Genomic DNA, 15,569 nt, shown 5'->3' with positions numbered 1-15,569 from the left:
TTTGCTCCTTCGTATTTATTCTTTACTTGATGGCAGTTTGACGATAAAACGACTGCCTTTTCCCAGCTCGCTGTAACAAGTAATTTCAGCTTGTAGTAATTCTAAAACCTGCTTCACCAAGGCCAAGCCTAGCCCGTTTCCTAATTGCTTTCGTGAAGAATCCCCTTGATAAAATTTATCAAAAAGATGCTGTAGGGTGTGGCTATCCATACCCACACCAGTATCACTGATTTCGACAATAATATGCTCGCTGGTGGAGGTTTGCTCAATCAGAATTTCTCCTTGATTATGGGAAAATTTAATAGCGTTGGCTAAAATATTCCGCCAGATTAGGTTCAGCAAATTGCAATCCAAGTCCACCAAAGCTCGATCTTCTAATTCGACTTGTACCCGCAGTTCTTTTTCATCAAAGAGGGATTCAAAGGATAAAATAACCTCAGAGAGTTCAGCAACTAAATTATAAGGTTGGCTTTTAGGAATGATGCCCTGATTTTCCAATTTATTTAATAATAAAATATTGGTAATCGTCTCAGTCAATTCGTCAGCTGCCTTGATAATAACTTCGAGATGTTCTTTCTTTTCAGCTTCCGTCAAAGGTGCAGACTCCAGTGCCTCCGCATAATTTTTAATAACAGCTAATGGTGTTTTCAGCTCATGGGAGACATTGGAAACCAAATCAGATTTCAAGGTTTCCAACGAGCCTAATTCTTTGACCATTACATTAAAATCAGTGGTCATGCGAGCTAAATAAGGATTACTCTTTTGGGTCAAATTAGGGTCGATGTATATTGAAAAATCACCAGCCGCCACTTTTTTTGAGGCCTCCGACAAAGCCGCAATCGGTCGGTCATAGGCCCGATATTTTCTTACTGTTGAATAGACGCTGACCAGTGCCGCAATCACAAACCAATAGATAAAATACCAACCGGCATTCTCCACGGCAACTGCCAGCGAAAATTCATTCCCCTGAATCAGACCAGGAACAGAACCAATGAGCAACAATACCACGAAAGTCCGAAAAAAACCGCCCATATCAAAGGGCAGAATTTTTGATTTTGATGCTAAAATTTTCATCAGCGGGCCACCGCCTTGTAGCCGACTCCGTAGACTGTTTTGATTTCAAAAGCCTCTACTTGAGAAAGCTTATCCCGCAACTTAGTGATATAAACATCCACTGAACGCAGGGTTGAATCACTCTCAAAACCCCAAAATTCATCCATCAATTGAGCTCTCGAGAAAGCTTGGTTGGGATTGCTTAGCAGCTTAAATAAAAGATTAAACTCCCGATTTGTCAGCTGAATTTCTTCGCCGTCATTCAAAGCCGTCATACTTTTTTTGTCTAAAATAAACTGACCCAGCTCAATTTTTTTCTCGCTGGAAATATTCACTCGCCGCAGTATGGCTTCAATCCGCCAAATTAACTCTTCAGGATTGACCGGCTTCACCAGATAATCATCAATCCCAATACGAAAGCCTTTTTCCTTGGACAAGGAATCATCGCGGGCGCTCATAAAAAGAATCGGAATCTGCTTATCCAAAGCCCGCACCATATTGGCAAAGGCGAAGCCGTCAATTTCCGGCATCATAATATCAGAGATAATCAAATCAAAATTTTGATTATCCAGCGCGGTCAAAGCCTCATTGGCCAATAAATAACCCTGCGCTTGATAGCCATGCTGCTTTAATACTTCCAAAATAACTTTATTGAGACGGGTATCGTCCTCCACCAGTAAAATCTGCACCATCGTTATTCACCCCGTTTTTACCTCTATTATATGTCATCCATCACAAAAGGCGGCTGCCTTTTTGACAGATTTCATAAATTAAATCGAAATCAGCCTCGACCTTCGGCTGCAGCTGTTGCCTTTTGAACGCTTTTACCTTTTGGTGAGCAAAGTAAACGCCAAGCCAAGCGGCAAAGCCCGGCACCGCAAAAAGAATACTCTTCAAAATGCTGCCATCTGTCACCGCAAAGACTGAGAGGGCCATAAAAGCACAGCCAATAATAAACATTGAGACTGCTATCAAGTTAGGCACTGTTTTTTTACTTTTTTCAGCATGTTGAATATCCACTACAATACTGTCAAACTGGCGTTGCAGGCGGGTTAGCTCCGCCTTATTTCTAATTTTTCGGTTGCGTTTAAATTGCAAAACTTCTTTTTGCCGAATTTTCTCACTGCGTTTATCCAGCAGCTCCCAGCCAAAGTTTTGATAGCCATCAATATAAATGGCCGTCACAGCTGGTGCCAAAGCGACATCCAGATATTCGTAGCCGATAAAATTTTTCTCCTGTTCCATTTTGCTCTCCTCTTTCAAAAAAGGTTATGTACAGGCGACTGGTTGAAAATTTTCTCCATGCCGCCAATGATAAAAAGATATGATTCTGTTAGTCTTTTTCTTCTAAAAATTTGTCAACAAACTTCTTTTCAATCCCTTTGTAGGTGTCCACAACGGTATCTTCAATTTTTTGATAGCCGCCAACCACCGTTTTTTCAATTTTTTTATTCGCATCAATTAATTTCTTTGCTGTTTTAGGCGTTTTTAATTTGTATTCTGTCATGATAAATCGCTCCTTGTATTTATATTTAAAAATTGCTGAATTAGTGTAAACAAACGAAATTTAGTTGCTAGTTATCTTGTGGCTTTTGGTGATTTTTTTAACTGCATAAGTCGCTATCATCGCCAAAACTAGCGAGCCAACCAGCGCCGGTAAAATTGAAATTCCTAATACCATTGGACCATAAACCAACAATTGATTGGCTGCAACTGCCCCCAACGCTCCTAATACTAAATTGATGGCCCACAACATACCGCTGCGTTCCTTTGAAATAAAATCTACCAATAGTGTCCATAGGCCTGCCACAATGATTCCCACGATAATACTTACAATTGTTATACTCATTTTAAAATTCCTCCTGAAAATTATTTATGTTTTTTTCTAATAATTAAGCCTGTCACTAATAAACCAACGCCAATCGTTACGATTGTAGCTACCTTCTTATTTACCATTCGAATTCCTCCAAACTTTCTATCGCTCTTAGCTACAAGATGAATATAACTGGAAAATGTCACCAAATAGTTCATGAATTGTTGCTAAAATATTAAAATGATTTTTATGCTAATTTTTAAAACAAACTTGCGATAGCTTTTGAAAGCCAGACAATTACACCAATCATTGCTACACCTCCTCAAATTAATCAATGACATCGCAACACTATTTAAACTGTTTCTTAAAATAAATCAGATTTCGCAAAGAATGGTGAAAGACATCCTCTACGAAGCTAAGCAACACGACAATCAGACCCGAAACAAGCGCTAATGCTATCATCCTCATAACCCCTTTTCAATGCTTCTATGGCTCTAGTTTACTGAGGGATTATTTAAGACTTGTTCAGGAATTGTTTGGGAAATGTTAAATGGCAGAAAAAAATCCTCACAGCAAAAGTTGTGAGGAATTACGAAGTTTTTATTGTGCTAATTTTTCACCAATCACAGCCAACAACTGCTGCGGATTGGTCAGCATTAGCAAATGATTTTCCGGAGTAATGGCTGTCAGCTTCACTCCTGCAATGGGCATACTAGAGAAAACATAACTAGTCTCAAGAGCCAGCCGCTGCAAAATTTCTGCAGGATTAACGCCGCTAAAGGCTGACAAAGCCTTTACGTAATTGTGATTTGAGGTGGTCACTCGTAGCTTTTCCGTTAAATTATCCAGTGCAATTTTTACCAATGGTGAATTTTCTTGAGCAGTTTCGTCTAAGACGCTGTTCAAGTAGGCTTGTTTATCGGAAAATTCTTCGGGACGTTCGGCAAACAGCGCAGGAATTGCGTCTTTTTCCGGCAATTGTTGAAAGCCATCAATCAAAATCAGCGGATTGTTGATGAAATTCTCCTCTAAAAAGCTGAGAAGAACGACTGTTCCAAAAGATGCTGAGATAATCACGGTTTCCGCTGTCAGCTGTACGTGCAAGTCTCTGAGCTGATTAAGAAAATCAGCCTTACTTGTTAGCTGTTCTAAATTTTCGTCTGTATAAGTGAGATAAGCAAAACTTTTAGTAGGAAACTGCTCGGTCACAAATTGCCAGACCGAGGCTTCCCAGCCGAGGGGGCCAATCAATAAGATATCTAACATATTATCTCCTTTTAACATTCGTTTTATAATTGTACAACTGTTGCCAAGCGACTCAGATTTTCTTGAAATGCTTGTTTTATTATTGGTTTAACTAGTGAAAGGGGAATGCTTAAAAAATTGGGTTCCGTTAAATGAAGCACTTGGAAAATTTGCGTGTGCTGGCGTTGGCTTTCTAGGACAAACTCTAAATCATAGGCCAGCTTGCCGCCAGTGCTGTGATAAATAATTTTGCCGTCATCTTCGGTCACAGATATCTCCTCAACAGCGTTCAACGCATGTCCTGACCTCGTTATGCTGATTCCCGTTTCGCTATTCTGCAAGGAGCTAATCTCCGGAGCCCATCGTGCGATATTTTCCAAATCTAATAAGAAATCTCGAACCCTTTCAGTCGTTGCTGTCGTACTTGTGACATTTGTAAATAGTGGTTTAGTCATGTTAAACCGCCTCCTTTATTTGATAAACAAAGGATAACGAAATCTAGGTAATTAAAAAAATAAGCGTTCTTATATTTTCTTGAACACTGCTTCTTGAAATAAATCCTCCAACAGAGCACTCTTACTGCTAGCAGATTGAAACTGGCTGCTTTCAGCTGACTTTTCGGCAGTCAAAGCTAATAAATAAAATAAATTGGCCAGCATGAAATGCGAGTTGCGGCTAGTAATAAACCCAACGCCCTCTTCAATCATGGCGGCTGCTGCTGGATAATCCGCCAATTCAAACAACGCTAAAGCATCCAAGTAAAAAATAATATTCAGATTTGCTTCATATGGCGCAGTCTTTATATCCAACAGACTTTGTTCAAGATAAGCTATTGTACTCTTGTGCTGTTGACGCTTGGCGCTGATAATTGCCAAGCTAGCAAAAGCCAAACGGGTTAAGCTAGAGGGTTTAGCAGCCTGTTTAACCTCTGCTAAAGACAATTTGAAGTTTTCCTCAGACTGTAGCATACTCTGGCTATTATGAAATTCACAGCAACCTAAATAGTAATAGTAAGCTTGAAATTGCGCTTGCGTGGTCAGCTGTTCCAAGATTTCAGGTTGCAGGAGAAATTCTTGTAACTCTCTATACTGATGGGAATTGCATAATTCCTCGACCTTTTGACTAAAGGAAAGATTCTCACTGATAGCATAATGGCTATCCAAAACCAAAACTTCTGCCTGAATTTCCAAACGTTGACATAGTTGAATCATCAGTCGACTATTGGGTAAATATTTACCAGCTTCAATCGCCGATAACATCGGTTGTGAGCAAATATCTTGGCAGACTTGCTTTTGCGACAAACCTCTTTGCTTACGTAGAGCCTTTAAAGTGTGCCCAAACTGTTGTTTTTCCATTGGCAGTGTCCTGCTTTCATTTCCGATTTGTTCCATAAATTATCCCAATCCAATTAAGAAATGTCAATTTCTGTCTCCAGCTCTGCCAGCCATGAAAATAATACCTCTTGAGATTCATAGGCTGCACCATTTTGGCAATGGAGGTCAGAAGAAAAGTTCTCTTTATTGAAACAGACTAATTTTTTTCGGAGAGCAGGAATTTTTTCAAAGAAGTTTAGGCCCAGTCGATAATCATAATAATTTTCTTTTTCTGCCAAAAAGATTAAGCAATCAGTGGTTAAGTTGCTATAGGCTAGCTCTTCGCTAAAAGCAGCTGTTTTTTCCAAAAGATCATTGAGGCTAGTGGCACCAAATACCCATTTTGCGTGCTCTACCTGCCAGTTTAAAAATTTGTGATGGCGAATATACCAGCTGCAAATATTTTCCAATCCTGCGGGAAAGCCCTTCTCCAAATAAGGATGCAAAAATTTTGGCAAGGCAAATTTAAAAGATTCCTGCATGGAAGGGAAATAATTGTATAAGACCACTTTATCAAACAACTGGTGTTCAAAGCTGGCAGTCCTCGCCAGCAGCAAACCGCCTAAGGAGAGGCCAATACCAATTTTATTTTTCAAGGGCCCACGTTCTTTTTCATAATAAGATACGACTGCTTTAACAGCTAGGTGCCAATTAGCTGCAAAGGGTTGCTGATAATTTCTGATGACTGCCGACTGTCCTGGACCTTCATAAAGAACCACATCATAGCCAGACTGTGTAGCGGCCTGTACGTTAGTAAAATACAATTCCTCCAACAACGCATCAAAACCACCACAGATAAAAATGGTGCCTTTTGCAGCTTGCTGTGTGGAAAAATAAACAGTGCGCAACTTCAGATCGTCATACTCAATTTCATTTCTCACAAAGGTGATTTTTTTCAAATCCAGCCCCTGATAAAACAAATCTACTGAATTTTGATAAGCCTCTCTTTTGCGAGGGTCACTTGGCGACAGGAAAAATTCGGCCGCTTGATAATAGCGGCTTCCTCTAAAGTATGCAGCTGCTGCAAGTTCCTGCAGTCCGTTTTCCTCTAATTGTTGCCCGCGTCGCTGCAATTTCTCAGCAACCTTTTGCCACTGGACATACCAGGATTCATAATTGCCATCTTGGATTTTTTCAGCCACCGTAGCCACTTCCCCATAATCTGCTCCGCCAAAAGGGGCATACCACATTAAACGGGTTGTCTCAAACTCAAATGCAAAATTCTTAAAAAAGTGTTTTTTCATTCTACTCGCCTTTTCTTTCCTGATGTTGCCAACTGATTATTTTGGCTCATGCTATAATGAAATTCATTATAATAAGTTGCTATCATTTAGAAAAGAGGTTACCTCAAGGTGCAAAACAAAAATCTTCATAATGAACAACGCTTGCGAGAGGTGGCGCTGCCGTTATTAGGCAAGTGGGTGCCCTTTATAATCCTGTTGTTAGTCGAAAAAACTTATAACTTTGCAGAACTTGATCGGGCAATGGCTGGCGTTTCCCGCAAAGTATTAACGGAAAATCTGCAGCAATTATTAGCTTCTGGTCTGATTCAAAAGGAAGGGGCAAGCTCAACTGGCTTTCCAGTTAGCTATAGCTTGACTCCCTTGGGCCTCAGCGTGTTGCCGATTTTAGAGACAGTTAAAAGTTGGTTGCGGGAAAATGAACAAGCTATTTTAACAAGCCGGGAAAACTTTGAAACGATGAAAAAAAAAACTTTAATCTGAAAATTCCTTCTCAAACGAGCAAGCAATTTTTAGACTAAAGTATGTTAAAAAATTTGGATTTCTCAGCCAACTTCCCGCCGCTCCGCCAACATCAGCTCTACCATTCGGCCATAGCTGGCGACGCCATCGCTTTGATTGTTGGCCTTTAAATAAGTGTCATTGACCTTGGTAGAGAAATGATAAAATAAGCCACGATAATTACTCAAATAGGCCGCATAATAGGCCCGGTCCTCCTGAACTTTTTCAGAAAGATTTTCTCTGATAGCCGTTGCTTGTTCAGCATTGACCCGATTTAAAGCTGAGATAGCGTGGTTGAAGGCTAATGACAATCCGCTGTAATTCATCAGCGGATTATCAACTTTCTGACTAGCAAGATACGCAATAAAATTAGCTTCATCTTCCCGCATAAAACCACTTTGATGTGCCAGCTCGTGGGCCATTGTCGAAGGAATCATGTAAAAAGGCACCTGTTTGTTAATATTGGATTCCATCGTAAATGGAAAAAAAACACCGGAAATTCCCGCCTGCGACATCACCTCTGATAATAAAACCGGCTTGGGCTTAGAATATAACGAGCGCTCTAGCACTGGATAAGTTTCTGTCAATTTCGCTACTGCCGTCACCGAAAGTTCTGCATAGGCTTCAAAATCCTGTGAAGAATAAATATCCTCCGGTAATTGGGCCCGAATCGTGTCTAATTCCTCGGCCAACTCGAGACAGAGCTGCTGCAACTGGGTTTCATCGGTTTCCCCTAACGTATAACCCGTGTAATAAGTAAAGGTTTGGCGATAGTAATTTAATCCGCACAAAGCTGTAAAAACAAAATAAACCATACTGAAAATTCCAAAACCTGTTGCTAAGGCTTTATAAGCAGTCCAACCTCGATGACTTTGACCCTTGATTATTTTGCGGATATAAAAAATCAGTAAAGCGACAACAAAAATGATAAATAGCACAACCACCCACTCTGTCAAAGAAAACGAGACTAATGATGGCAAAAAGCCGACGACAGTGGTCAGCTTAGGATAAATAGTTAAACTATAAACCTGCTCTGTCCAGACGGGATTAGCTTTGGCATACTGGGTCAACAGGAAGGCCAAAACGCCCGGAATCAGCCACAGCCAACGTTTCAATAAAAATTTTTTCATGGGTTCCCCTTTAATATAGCATTCTTCCTGCTTTTATTTTACAACCTGTAGGGAGGGTCTTTCAATCAAAAAAATTCTAGAAGCGACTCAAGCTAGTTGAGCGGTTTCTAGAATTTTATTGTTTACTTTTTCTTCTTGCCTTTTGATGGCTTTTTTTCCATCAAGTCATGCAGCTTTTGGTTTAATTCCGTCAGCTGGTTTTCATTCCACGGTGAGTTGCGGCGAAAATCTGTGAAATGTAAATCGGCGGTATCTTTTTTGATATAATTTTCGGTTTTTTGGATTGTTTTATAGAGCTCATGGGCCGATGTTCGCAATGCCCCTTGAGAAAAGACGACCCACTGCTCCGCCATATCACTGGTGGCAACGGTAACCTGTGTGGCGATGGTATTTAATTCCCCCGCCACCCGTTCAATATAGCTGTCGGCGGTTTCGTTTTCTTTAGTGAAGACAACCGTCAGCTGATATTTTCGATAATCCTGTTGAATCCCAGGAACCAGTTGAGCATCAAACACGACAATAATTTCAAGGCCTTCATATTTAGCATAATTGGAAAGGCGATTGAGTAATGCTTCTCTGGCATCCTCCAGCAAATCTTGTTTTTTAAGCTGCACTAATTCCGGCCATGCACCAATCATATTGTAGCCGTCAACAAGTAATAATTGCTTTTTCACGACTGACCACCGCCCCGTTGACTAAAGGCTTGATACATCAGCAAGCCGGCAGCCACACTGGCATTTAAACTTTGAACGTGGCCGGTCATCGGAATCGTCAGCATCTCATCGACTTCTTTTTTCAAGCCTTGACTCATGCCCTTGCCTTCATTGCCGATAATCAAAGCAATCGCTCCTTGGGCATTCCATTTTTGAAAATTAGTGCCCGTCATATCCGTGCCAAAAATCCAGAAATTTTTCTCCTTCAAACGCTGAATCGTCTGACTCAAATTGGTTACTCTGGCAATCGGTACATATTCCACGGCACCGGTTGAAGCCTTAGCAACCACCGGCGTGATACCGACAGCCCGATGCTTAGGAATAATCACACCGCTCACACCGCTGGCATCCGCCGTCCGCAAAATCGAGCCAAAATTATGGGGATCTTCGATGCTGTCTAAAATTAAGAAAAATGGTGTTTCGGTTTTAGCCAAAGCCTGCTCCAATAATTCTTCTAATTCCAAATATTCATAAGGTGTCGTGGCTAAAACGATACCTTGATGGACACCTGAGCTGCTCCAGTCATCTAGTTTAGCTTTGGGGACCCATTTGACTGGGACGCTATGTTCTTGAGCTAATTCTTTTAAACGCTGAATCTTTTCCCCTTTGGCATCCTCCTGCAAAAATAATTTATTACCTTTGCCCTGGGTTAAAGCCTCCACGCTGGCGTGGTAGCCAAAGGTAAAATCTGCGGATAATTCAGCCGGCTGGTCAGCTTGATTTCTGCTGGGGGCTTCGTCATTACGGCGATTGCGCTTGGCTGGTTGGTCATTGCGTTTGCGCTGATTAGCGCCGCCGAAATTTTTTGAACGCTGGTCATTTTGGTGTTTTTCTGGTCGTCTAGCCATTGGTCTCCCTCACTTTCTCAATGCACCAATCAATTAATTCTTCAAGGCGCTCTTGTTGTTTAGTTAAATGCAGATAGCCCATCAAGGCTTCAAAGCCGGTGGAAATCCGATAGGTCATCACATCGGCATTTTTGGCGGTCGTATGGCTTTTGGCATTGCGGCCTCGTTTGTAAAAAAGAATTTCTTCTTCTGTCAGCAAGTCTGCTGCCAGCAATTCCTCCATCAAAAAGGCTTGGGCCTTGGCGGAGACATAATTTGTCGCCATATGATGCAATTTATTAGGCCGGGTTTGGCCCTGCTCAACTAAATAATCACGAATGTAAATTTCATAAATCGCATCGCCGACATAGGCTAGTGCTAAGCCGTTTAATTGTTGATAATCTCTCATGCTTCTCTTCTCCAGCGAACTCCCTGTGGGGTGTCTTCCAAAATAATTCCCTGCTCCTTCAACTGATCACGAATTTCATCACTGCGGGCAAAGTTTTTATCTTTGCGGGCCTGATTGCGCTCTTCAATCAACACTTCAATATCGGCATCCAACAATTCAGCTTCTTTAAAGAAAATCCCGAAGACCGCCAGCATTCCAACGAAAACCTGCAAGCCTTTTGTTAAACTGGCTTGACTAGCTGTGCTAGCTTCAAGATGGGTATTCAGCCACTTCGCTAAATCATAGACTACCGTGATGCCGTTGGCGGCATTAAAGTCATCGTCCATCTCTTGAATAAAGGCCGCTTCAAAGGCGGCAATTTCTGCTAAGCTGGCAGAGGTTGCTGTCTCAGCTGCAAAATCCTGCTGCAAACGGAATTGCACATTTTCATAAGTGTTCCGCAATTTTTGTAAATTAGCGGTAGCCTCTTGTAGCGTAGCTTCACTATAGCGAATCGGTCGGCGATATTGCGTCGTCGCCATAAAGAACCGCAGAATCTGCGGGTCAATCCGCTGTATCATCTCATGGGCAGTCACAAAATTCCCCAGCGATTTGCTCATTTTCTCATCGTCGTCGCCGATGGTCACGTAGCCGTTGTGCATCCAATAGTTTGCAAATTTATGGCCGGTCTTTGCTTCACTTTGGGCGATTTCATTTTCATGATGGGGAAATTCTAGATCTTGCCCGCCACCATGAATATCAATCGTGTCGCCCAAATGTTTCGTCGCCATCACCGAGCACTCGATATGCCAGCCGGGGCGTCCTTGTCCCCAAGGCGACTCCCAAGCAATCTCGCCAGCTTTGGCACTTTTCCATAAAGCAAAATCCAGCGGGTCTTCCTTTAAATCCAATTCAGCGCCAGTCCGTTGGCTCGCTCCGACTTCTAATTCATCAATACTCTGGTCACTTAATTGTCCGTAATCTTTAAATTTCCGTGTGCGATAATAGACGTCGCCGCCAGATTCATAGGCAAAGCCTTTGTTGACCAAGACTTCGATAAATTCAATAATATCGGGAATATGGTCCATCACCTGCGGGTTCAGCGTCGCCGGTTTAACATTTAAAGCGGCAGTGTCCTCTTTAAAGGCGGCAATAAAACGCTGGGCTACTTCTGGAGCAGACAATTGTAATTCTTGAGCCGCCCGAATAATTTTATCATCCACGTCGGTAAAGTTTGAGACATAATTTACCGCAAAGCCGCGGTATTCAAAATAGCGGCGAATCGTGTCAAAGGCTACGGTACTGCGGGCGTTGCCGATATGGATATAATTATAAACGGTCGGTCCGCAGACGTACATCGCCACCTGACCTTCTTTTAATGGCCTAAAAATTTCCTTTTGGCGACTCAAGGTATTATAAATTTTAATCATTCAACTTTCTCTCCTTTAATCCTGACAACTTTGGCTGGAATGCCGACAGCCGTTCCATAATCGGGAACATCGGTAATCACTACGGCACTGGCGCCGATTTTGGCGGCAACGCCAATCGTCACCGGCCCCAAAACTTGGGCATGGGCTGAAATCATCGCTCCTTGTTTAATAGTAGGATGACGCTTGCCTTGGTCTTTGCCGGTACCTCCCAAGGTCACCCCGTGAAACAAGACAACATCGCTTTCCACCACCGCCGTCTCACCAATCACCAAGCCTGACCCGTGATCGATAAAAACACCGCTGGCAATCTCAGCTCCCGGATGAATTTCAATACCGGTGATAAAACGCCAAAACTGAGCGTTGATTTTAGCTAATAAAAATCGCTGATGGCGATATAAAAAATGTGACAAACGGTGAAAAAATAGTGCATGGACACCGGGGTACGTCAAGACAACTTCAGCTGTCGAACGTGCTGCGGGGTCATTGCGCTTGACTGCGGCAATCGCTGCTTGCCACCAACCCATAACTCTTCCTCCTTTTAACAGAAAACTACCTATCTTTGCTTCTTAACCAACAAGACCAACAAGCTTGCTCAAGTCATTTAACCGCCAAAAAACACGCCTTCAGAATAAATTCTAAAAGACGTGCTTTAACGTGGTTCCACTTTTGTTTACGAGTTGCGCCAGTCATTAAATTGAAAGCTCCGTTAGAAAACAATTCTTTTAAAAAAAATGTCTCACGGACTTCCCTTAAAACTGAGTCACAGTCTCGCCTCAAGTGGATAACGGTCACTGCCGTTTTTGACTACTTTTCGTCAAAACCATTCCGGGATGCACTTCACAAAAATTAACTATCTGTTTGCAGCGCCACAGACTCTCTGAAAATTAATTTTTTGCTACTTCTTCCCTTCAAAATGTTTAAAGGACTTGGTTTAAATGGGCAAGAACTTTTTCTTTGCCTAATAATTCAATTGTATCGGCTAATTCAGGGCCATGCATTTGACCGGAAACAGCCACACGAATCGGCATAAAGAGATTTTTCCCTTTAACGCCGGTTTCTTTTTGAACGGCTTTGATTGCCGCTTTGATTGTCGGCACATCTAAGACTTCCATTGATTCTACTTGATTTTTGAAGGCTTGTAAAACAGTCGGCACTGTTTCGCCAGCTAAAACCTCTTTACTAGCTTCATCCAAGACCGGATGTTCAATAAAGAATAAATTAGATGCTTCCACGATTTCTGCCGCATAACTCATTTGCGGTTGATATAAGCTGACAATTTTTTTCAGCCACTCTAATTTTTCCGCTGAAACAGGTTCCGTTACCCGGCCATCAGCAATCAGATAAGGAATGGCCATGTCGGTTAAAGTATCTAGGTCTAATTCCTTCATGTAATGATTGTTGACCCACTCTAATTTTTTGCCGTCAAAGGCCGCTGGTGATTTGCTCAAGCGGTCTGGGTTAAACATGGTCACTAATTCTGCTTGGCTGAAGATTTCGTCTTCGCCGACTGGTGACCAGCCTAATAAGGCGATAAAGTTGAACATCGCTTCTGGCAAGTAGCCCAGCTCCCGATATTGCTCGATAAATTGCAGAATACTTTCATCCCGCTTGCTTAATTTTTTACCTGTTTCAGAATTAATAATTAATGTCATATGGCCAAAGATTGGTGCTTTCCAGCCAAATGCCGCATAAATCATTAATTGTTTTGGCGTATTGGCGATATGATCATCCCCCCGTAAAACGTGGGTGATTTCCATCTCGTGATCATCAACGGCTACCGCAAAATTATACGTTGGCATACCATCGCGTTTTTGAATCACAAAATCGCCACCGATATTATCGGATTCAAAGACGATTTCGCCTTTGACCATATCTTCAAATGTGTAAGACGTATTTCTCGGCACTCTAAAACGAATTACTGGTTGTAAACCTTGCGCTTCTTTTTCCGCTTGTTCCTCTGGGGTTAAATTAGCACATTTGCCAGAATAATGAGGCATTTCGCCGCGGGCTTTTTGTGCATCCCGCTCTGCTTCCAACTCTTCTTCTGTACAATAACACTTATAAGCCAAATTGCTTAATAACAGATGGTCAATTAATGGTTGATAGATATCCTTCCGTTCTGATTGACGGTAAGGACCGTACTTGCCAGGATTTTCTGGCGATTCATCCCAATCCATGCCTAACCAGGCTAGATTTTCTAGTTGGCTTTTTTCGCCATCTTCAATATTGCGTTTTTGATCGGTGTCTTCAATCCGAATAATAAAATCGCCATCGTTATGACGGGCGAATAAATAATTGAAGAGTGCTGTCCGGGCATTCCCAATGTGTAGGTGGCCAGTTGGACTTGGTGCATAGCGTACACGTACTTTTGACATGAATTTTCCTCCTTAGTTAATCTGTCAGACCAGCAGTCGGTCACGATTTTTTACTTATTGCCAACGTCAGCTTTTGTAAAAAAGCTGGTTGAAAAGTTGGCAAATGAATCGTAAATTCCAATTTCTTCTGCTGGTATTCCAGATATTTGACAGCCGGTTTCACTGTCTATCTGCAAGCAAACGTGCAAAGGTAGCGACAAACTTTTTGAATGAATGTCCTAGCCTCTGCGCTCCATCTGCATTTTACCCTCTTCCTAATCATTAGTAAAGGTCAATCAACTGTATTAACTCTCGTCATTTTTTTCATTGATGCCCCGACCAGAATGGGCCGGTTTAGCAAAAATCATCCGGCCAGCCGCTGTTTGCAGAGCGCTGGTGACAATGACATCAATTTGCTCATTCATATAATGTTGGCCATCTTCGACCACGACCATCGTGCCGTCATCCAGATAAGCGACCCCTTGCTGGCGTTCTGTTCCGGCCTTGACAACGAGAACACTCATCGCCTCTCCCGGAATCACCACTGGCTTCACGGCATTGGCCAAAGCGTTGATGTTCAACACCGGCACATTTTGAAATTCAGATACCTTGTTTAAGTTGTAATCATTGGTAACGACAACGCCGTCTAACAGTTTTGCCAATTTAATCAGCTTGCTATCTACTTCGGAAATATCTTCAAAATCACCGTCGTACATTTCCACATCAATGCCATCTTCTTTTTGCAGCGCATTTAAAATATCCAAGCCGCGGCGGCCGCGCACCCGTTTTAAGCTGTCGCCGGAATCGGCAATGTACTGCAATTCATACAAGACAAAATTAGGAATTAAAATCGTTCCTTCTAAAAAACCAGTCTTCGCAATATCGTAAATTCGACCGTCGATAATCACGCTTGTATCGAGAATTTTATATTTGTGGAAAAAATCCTCAGCCTTGCGATCCAGCATTTGTCCTTCAGCACTCTCATCCGCTTTTTTACTGCGGGGAGTAAAAATCTTGCGCCATTCTTCAATCCGAGTCGTTCCCACCCGAAAACCTAGATAGCCAAAAATTAACATCAAGATAATCGGCAAAATACTGTTGATCACCGGAATTTCAATCCGATACAACGGTGTCGAAATGATGACCCCTAATGTCAGGCCGATAATCGCCCCAACAGCTCCAAATAATAGATAGGTTAAACTTACCTCGCTAATCTCTTTTTCAATGCGGCGAATCAGGCGAACAATGTATTTTGCGAAAGCCAAAGATAATATAAATAGAATAATGGCACCAATCAGGCTGTTCGTAAAATGATTGTTCAGCCAATTATTATCTTGTTGGCCTAGCATCTGCCAAAAAAACGGCAGGTAGGAAAATCCCAAGCTAGCGCCAATGATTGCCATAATCAGCGAAATCATTCTCTTTTGCATAAGCTACTCTCCTCGTGTCTGTCTTTCAACTTATTTTTTATAATCAAGCTCTGACTGCTGAAAGTCCGCAG

General features: G+C 42.0%; 18 protein-coding genes and 1 other annotated feature. Of the genes, 1 reads left to right on the top strand and 17 read right to left on the bottom strand.

Features of this window, described 5'->3' with window-relative positions; genetic code table 11:
* Window positions 1-15: 15 nt before the first annotated feature.
* From ACYSNU_RS15655 to ACYSNU_RS15615, 9 genes are all read right to left on the bottom strand, one after another.
* Complete coding sequence (locus tag ACYSNU_RS15655; RefSeq protein ID WP_461738106.1) at window positions 16-1,074, bottom strand: HAMP domain-containing sensor histidine kinase; 1,059 nt, start codon at window positions 1,072-1,074, stop codon at window positions 16-18.
* Window positions 1,074-1,745 carry a response regulator transcription factor gene (locus ACYSNU_RS15650; protein WP_461738105.1) on the bottom strand — a complete coding sequence of 224 codons (672 nt, stop codon included), beginning with the start codon at window positions 1,743-1,745 and terminating at the stop codon, window positions 1,074-1,076. The genes ACYSNU_RS15655 and ACYSNU_RS15650 overlap by 1 nt, the downstream gene beginning before the upstream one ends.
* A 40-nt stretch (window positions 1,746-1,785) precedes the next feature.
* A complete protein-coding gene (locus ACYSNU_RS15645; protein ID WP_461738104.1) occupies window positions 1,786-2,298 on the bottom strand; it encodes a hypothetical protein in 513 nt (170 codons plus the stop codon).
* Between the two features lie 88 nt (window positions 2,299-2,386).
* Entirely contained in the window at window positions 2,387-2,560 is a 174-nt protein-coding gene (locus tag ACYSNU_RS15640; RefSeq protein WP_461738103.1) for a hypothetical protein, read from the bottom strand.
* Between the two features lie 60 nt (window positions 2,561-2,620).
* Window positions 2,621-2,902, bottom strand: coding sequence for a hypothetical protein (locus ACYSNU_RS15635; protein ID WP_461738102.1), 282 nt, complete (start codon window positions 2,900-2,902; stop codon window positions 2,621-2,623).
* Between the two features lie 564 nt (window positions 2,903-3,466).
* The gene (locus ACYSNU_RS15630) at window positions 3,467-4,132 is read right to left on the bottom strand and encodes a hypothetical protein (RefSeq protein ID WP_461738101.1); all 666 of its coding nucleotides are present in this window, start codon (window positions 4,130-4,132) and stop codon (window positions 3,467-3,469) included.
* A 23-nt stretch (window positions 4,133-4,155) separates the two neighbouring features.
* Window positions 4,156-4,566 carry a hypothetical protein gene (locus ACYSNU_RS15625; RefSeq protein WP_461738100.1) on the bottom strand — a complete coding sequence of 137 codons (411 nt, stop codon included), beginning with the start codon at window positions 4,564-4,566 and terminating at the stop codon, window positions 4,156-4,158.
* 69 nt (window positions 4,567-4,635) lie between these two features.
* On the bottom strand, window positions 4,636-5,466 hold the full coding sequence (locus ACYSNU_RS15620) for a helix-turn-helix transcriptional regulator (RefSeq protein WP_461738099.1): 831 nt from the start codon (window positions 5,464-5,466) through the stop codon (window positions 4,636-4,638).
* Between the two features lie 53 nt (window positions 5,467-5,519).
* Window positions 5,520-6,728, bottom strand: coding sequence for a dipeptidyl aminopeptidase (locus tag ACYSNU_RS15615; RefSeq protein ID WP_461738098.1), 1,209 nt, complete (start codon window positions 6,726-6,728; stop codon window positions 5,520-5,522).
* 108 nt (window positions 6,729-6,836) lie between these two features.
* On the opposite strand from ACYSNU_RS15615, the gene ACYSNU_RS15610 reads away from it, so the two are divergent.
* Window positions 6,837-7,208 (top strand): winged helix-turn-helix transcriptional regulator, encoded by a 372-nt coding sequence (locus ACYSNU_RS15610; RefSeq protein ID WP_461738097.1) that lies wholly within the window; start codon window positions 6,837-6,839, stop codon window positions 7,206-7,208.
* A 62-nt stretch (window positions 7,209-7,270) separates the two neighbouring features.
* Here the strand turns inward: ACYSNU_RS15610 and ACYSNU_RS15605 are convergent, their stop codons facing one another.
* From ACYSNU_RS15605 to ACYSNU_RS15570, 8 genes are all read right to left on the bottom strand, one after another.
* On the bottom strand, window positions 7,271-8,356 hold the full coding sequence (locus tag ACYSNU_RS15605; RefSeq protein ID WP_461738096.1) for a DUF3810 domain-containing protein: 1,086 nt from the start codon (window positions 8,354-8,356) through the stop codon (window positions 7,271-7,273).
* A gap of 122 nt (window positions 8,357-8,478) precedes the next feature.
* Window positions 8,479-9,030, bottom strand: coding sequence for an NYN domain-containing protein (locus ACYSNU_RS15600; protein ID WP_265459602.1), 552 nt, complete (start codon window positions 9,028-9,030; stop codon window positions 8,479-8,481).
* Window positions 9,027-9,917 (bottom strand): 23S rRNA (guanosine(2251)-2'-O)-methyltransferase RlmB, encoded by an 891-nt coding sequence (rlmB, locus tag ACYSNU_RS15595; RefSeq protein WP_461738095.1) that lies wholly within the window; start codon window positions 9,915-9,917, stop codon window positions 9,027-9,029. Before rlmB ends, ACYSNU_RS15600 begins: the two co-directional genes overlap by 4 nt.
* On the bottom strand, window positions 9,910-10,305 hold the full coding sequence (locus tag ACYSNU_RS15590; RefSeq protein ID WP_461738094.1) for a Mini-ribonuclease 3: 396 nt from the start codon (window positions 10,303-10,305) through the stop codon (window positions 9,910-9,912). Before ACYSNU_RS15590 ends, rlmB begins: the two co-directional genes overlap by 8 nt.
* Window positions 10,302-11,714 carry a cysteine--tRNA ligase gene (gene cysS, locus ACYSNU_RS15585; protein ID WP_461738093.1) on the bottom strand — a complete coding sequence of 471 codons (1,413 nt, stop codon included), beginning with the start codon at window positions 11,712-11,714 and terminating at the stop codon, window positions 10,302-10,304. The genes ACYSNU_RS15590 and cysS overlap by 4 nt, the downstream gene beginning before the upstream one ends.
* On the bottom strand, window positions 11,711-12,238 hold the full coding sequence (gene epsC / locus ACYSNU_RS15580; RefSeq protein ID WP_461738092.1) for a serine O-acetyltransferase EpsC: 528 nt from the start codon (window positions 12,236-12,238) through the stop codon (window positions 11,711-11,713). The genes cysS and epsC overlap by 4 nt, the downstream gene beginning before the upstream one ends.
* 111 nt (window positions 12,239-12,349) lie before the next feature.
* Window positions 12,350-12,635, bottom strand: a binding site (T-box leader).
* Window positions 12,632-14,089, bottom strand: a complete 1,458-nt coding sequence (gene gltX / locus ACYSNU_RS15575) for a glutamate--tRNA ligase (protein ID WP_461738091.1) — start codon at window positions 14,087-14,089, stop codon at window positions 12,632-12,634. (Overlaps the previous feature by 4 nt.)
* 284 nt (window positions 14,090-14,373) lie before the next feature.
* Window positions 14,374-15,498 (bottom strand): PIN domain-containing protein, encoded by a 1,125-nt coding sequence (locus ACYSNU_RS15570; protein WP_461738090.1) that lies wholly within the window; start codon window positions 15,496-15,498, stop codon window positions 14,374-14,376.
* Between the last annotated feature and the right edge of the window lie 71 nt (window positions 15,499-15,569).

The sequence above is a fragment of the Enterococcus sp. LJL120 genome (assembly GCF_054871765.1).
Note: the sequence above shows the minus strand (reverse complement) of the source record. Positions and strands in the feature narration are given on the sequence as shown.

Excerpts from the sequence above, each read along its gene's own strand:
- ACYSNU_RS15590 (WP_461738094.1), bottom strand. The coding sequence starts at position 10,305 with ATGAGAGATTATCAACAATTAAACGGCTTAGCACTAGCCTATGTCGGC.
- ACYSNU_RS15615 (WP_461738098.1), bottom strand. The coding sequence starts at position 6,728 with ATGAAAAAACACTTTTTTAAGAATTTTGCATTTGAGTTTGAGACAACC.
- epsC (WP_461738092.1), bottom strand. The coding sequence starts at position 12,238 with ATGGGTTGGTGGCAAGCAGCGATTGCCGCAGTCAAGCGCAATGACCCC.
- ACYSNU_RS15645 (WP_461738104.1), bottom strand. The coding sequence starts at position 2,298 with ATGGAACAGGAGAAAAATTTTATCGGCTACGAATATCTGGATGTCGCT.
- ACYSNU_RS15650 (WP_461738105.1), bottom strand. The coding sequence starts at position 1,745 with ATGGTGCAGATTTTACTGGTGGAGGACGATACCCGTCTCAATAAAGTT.
- rlmB (WP_461738095.1), bottom strand. The coding sequence starts at position 9,917 with ATGGCTAGACGACCAGAAAAACACCAAAATGACCAGCGTTCAAAAAAT.
- ACYSNU_RS15635 (WP_461738102.1), bottom strand. The coding sequence starts at position 2,902 with ATGAGTATAACAATTGTAAGTATTATCGTGGGAATCATTGTGGCAGGC.
- ACYSNU_RS15630 (WP_461738101.1), bottom strand. The coding sequence starts at position 4,132 with ATGTTAGATATCTTATTGATTGGCCCCCTCGGCTGGGAAGCCTCGGTC.
- ACYSNU_RS15655 (WP_461738106.1), bottom strand. The coding sequence starts at position 1,074 with ATGAAAATTTTAGCATCAAAATCAAAAATTCTGCCCTTTGATATGGGC.
- ACYSNU_RS15640 (WP_461738103.1), bottom strand. The coding sequence starts at position 2,560 with ATGACAGAATACAAATTAAAAACGCCTAAAACAGCAAAGAAATTAATT.
- gltX (WP_461738091.1), bottom strand. The coding sequence starts at position 14,089 with ATGTCAAAAGTACGTGTACGCTATGCACCAAGTCCAACTGGCCACCTA.
- ACYSNU_RS15620 (WP_461738099.1), bottom strand. The coding sequence starts at position 5,466 with ATGGAAAAACAACAGTTTGGGCACACTTTAAAGGCTCTACGTAAGCAA.
- ACYSNU_RS15570 (WP_461738090.1), bottom strand. The coding sequence starts at position 15,498 with ATGCAAAAGAGAATGATTTCGCTGATTATGGCAATCATTGGCGCTAGC.
- ACYSNU_RS15605 (WP_461738096.1), bottom strand. The coding sequence starts at position 8,356 with ATGAAAAAATTTTTATTGAAACGTTGGCTGTGGCTGATTCCGGGCGTT.
- ACYSNU_RS15625 (WP_461738100.1), bottom strand. The coding sequence starts at position 4,566 with ATGACTAAACCACTATTTACAAATGTCACAAGTACGACAGCAACGACT.
- cysS (WP_461738093.1), bottom strand. The coding sequence starts at position 11,714 with ATGATTAAAATTTATAATACCTTGAGTCGCCAAAAGGAAATTTTTAGG.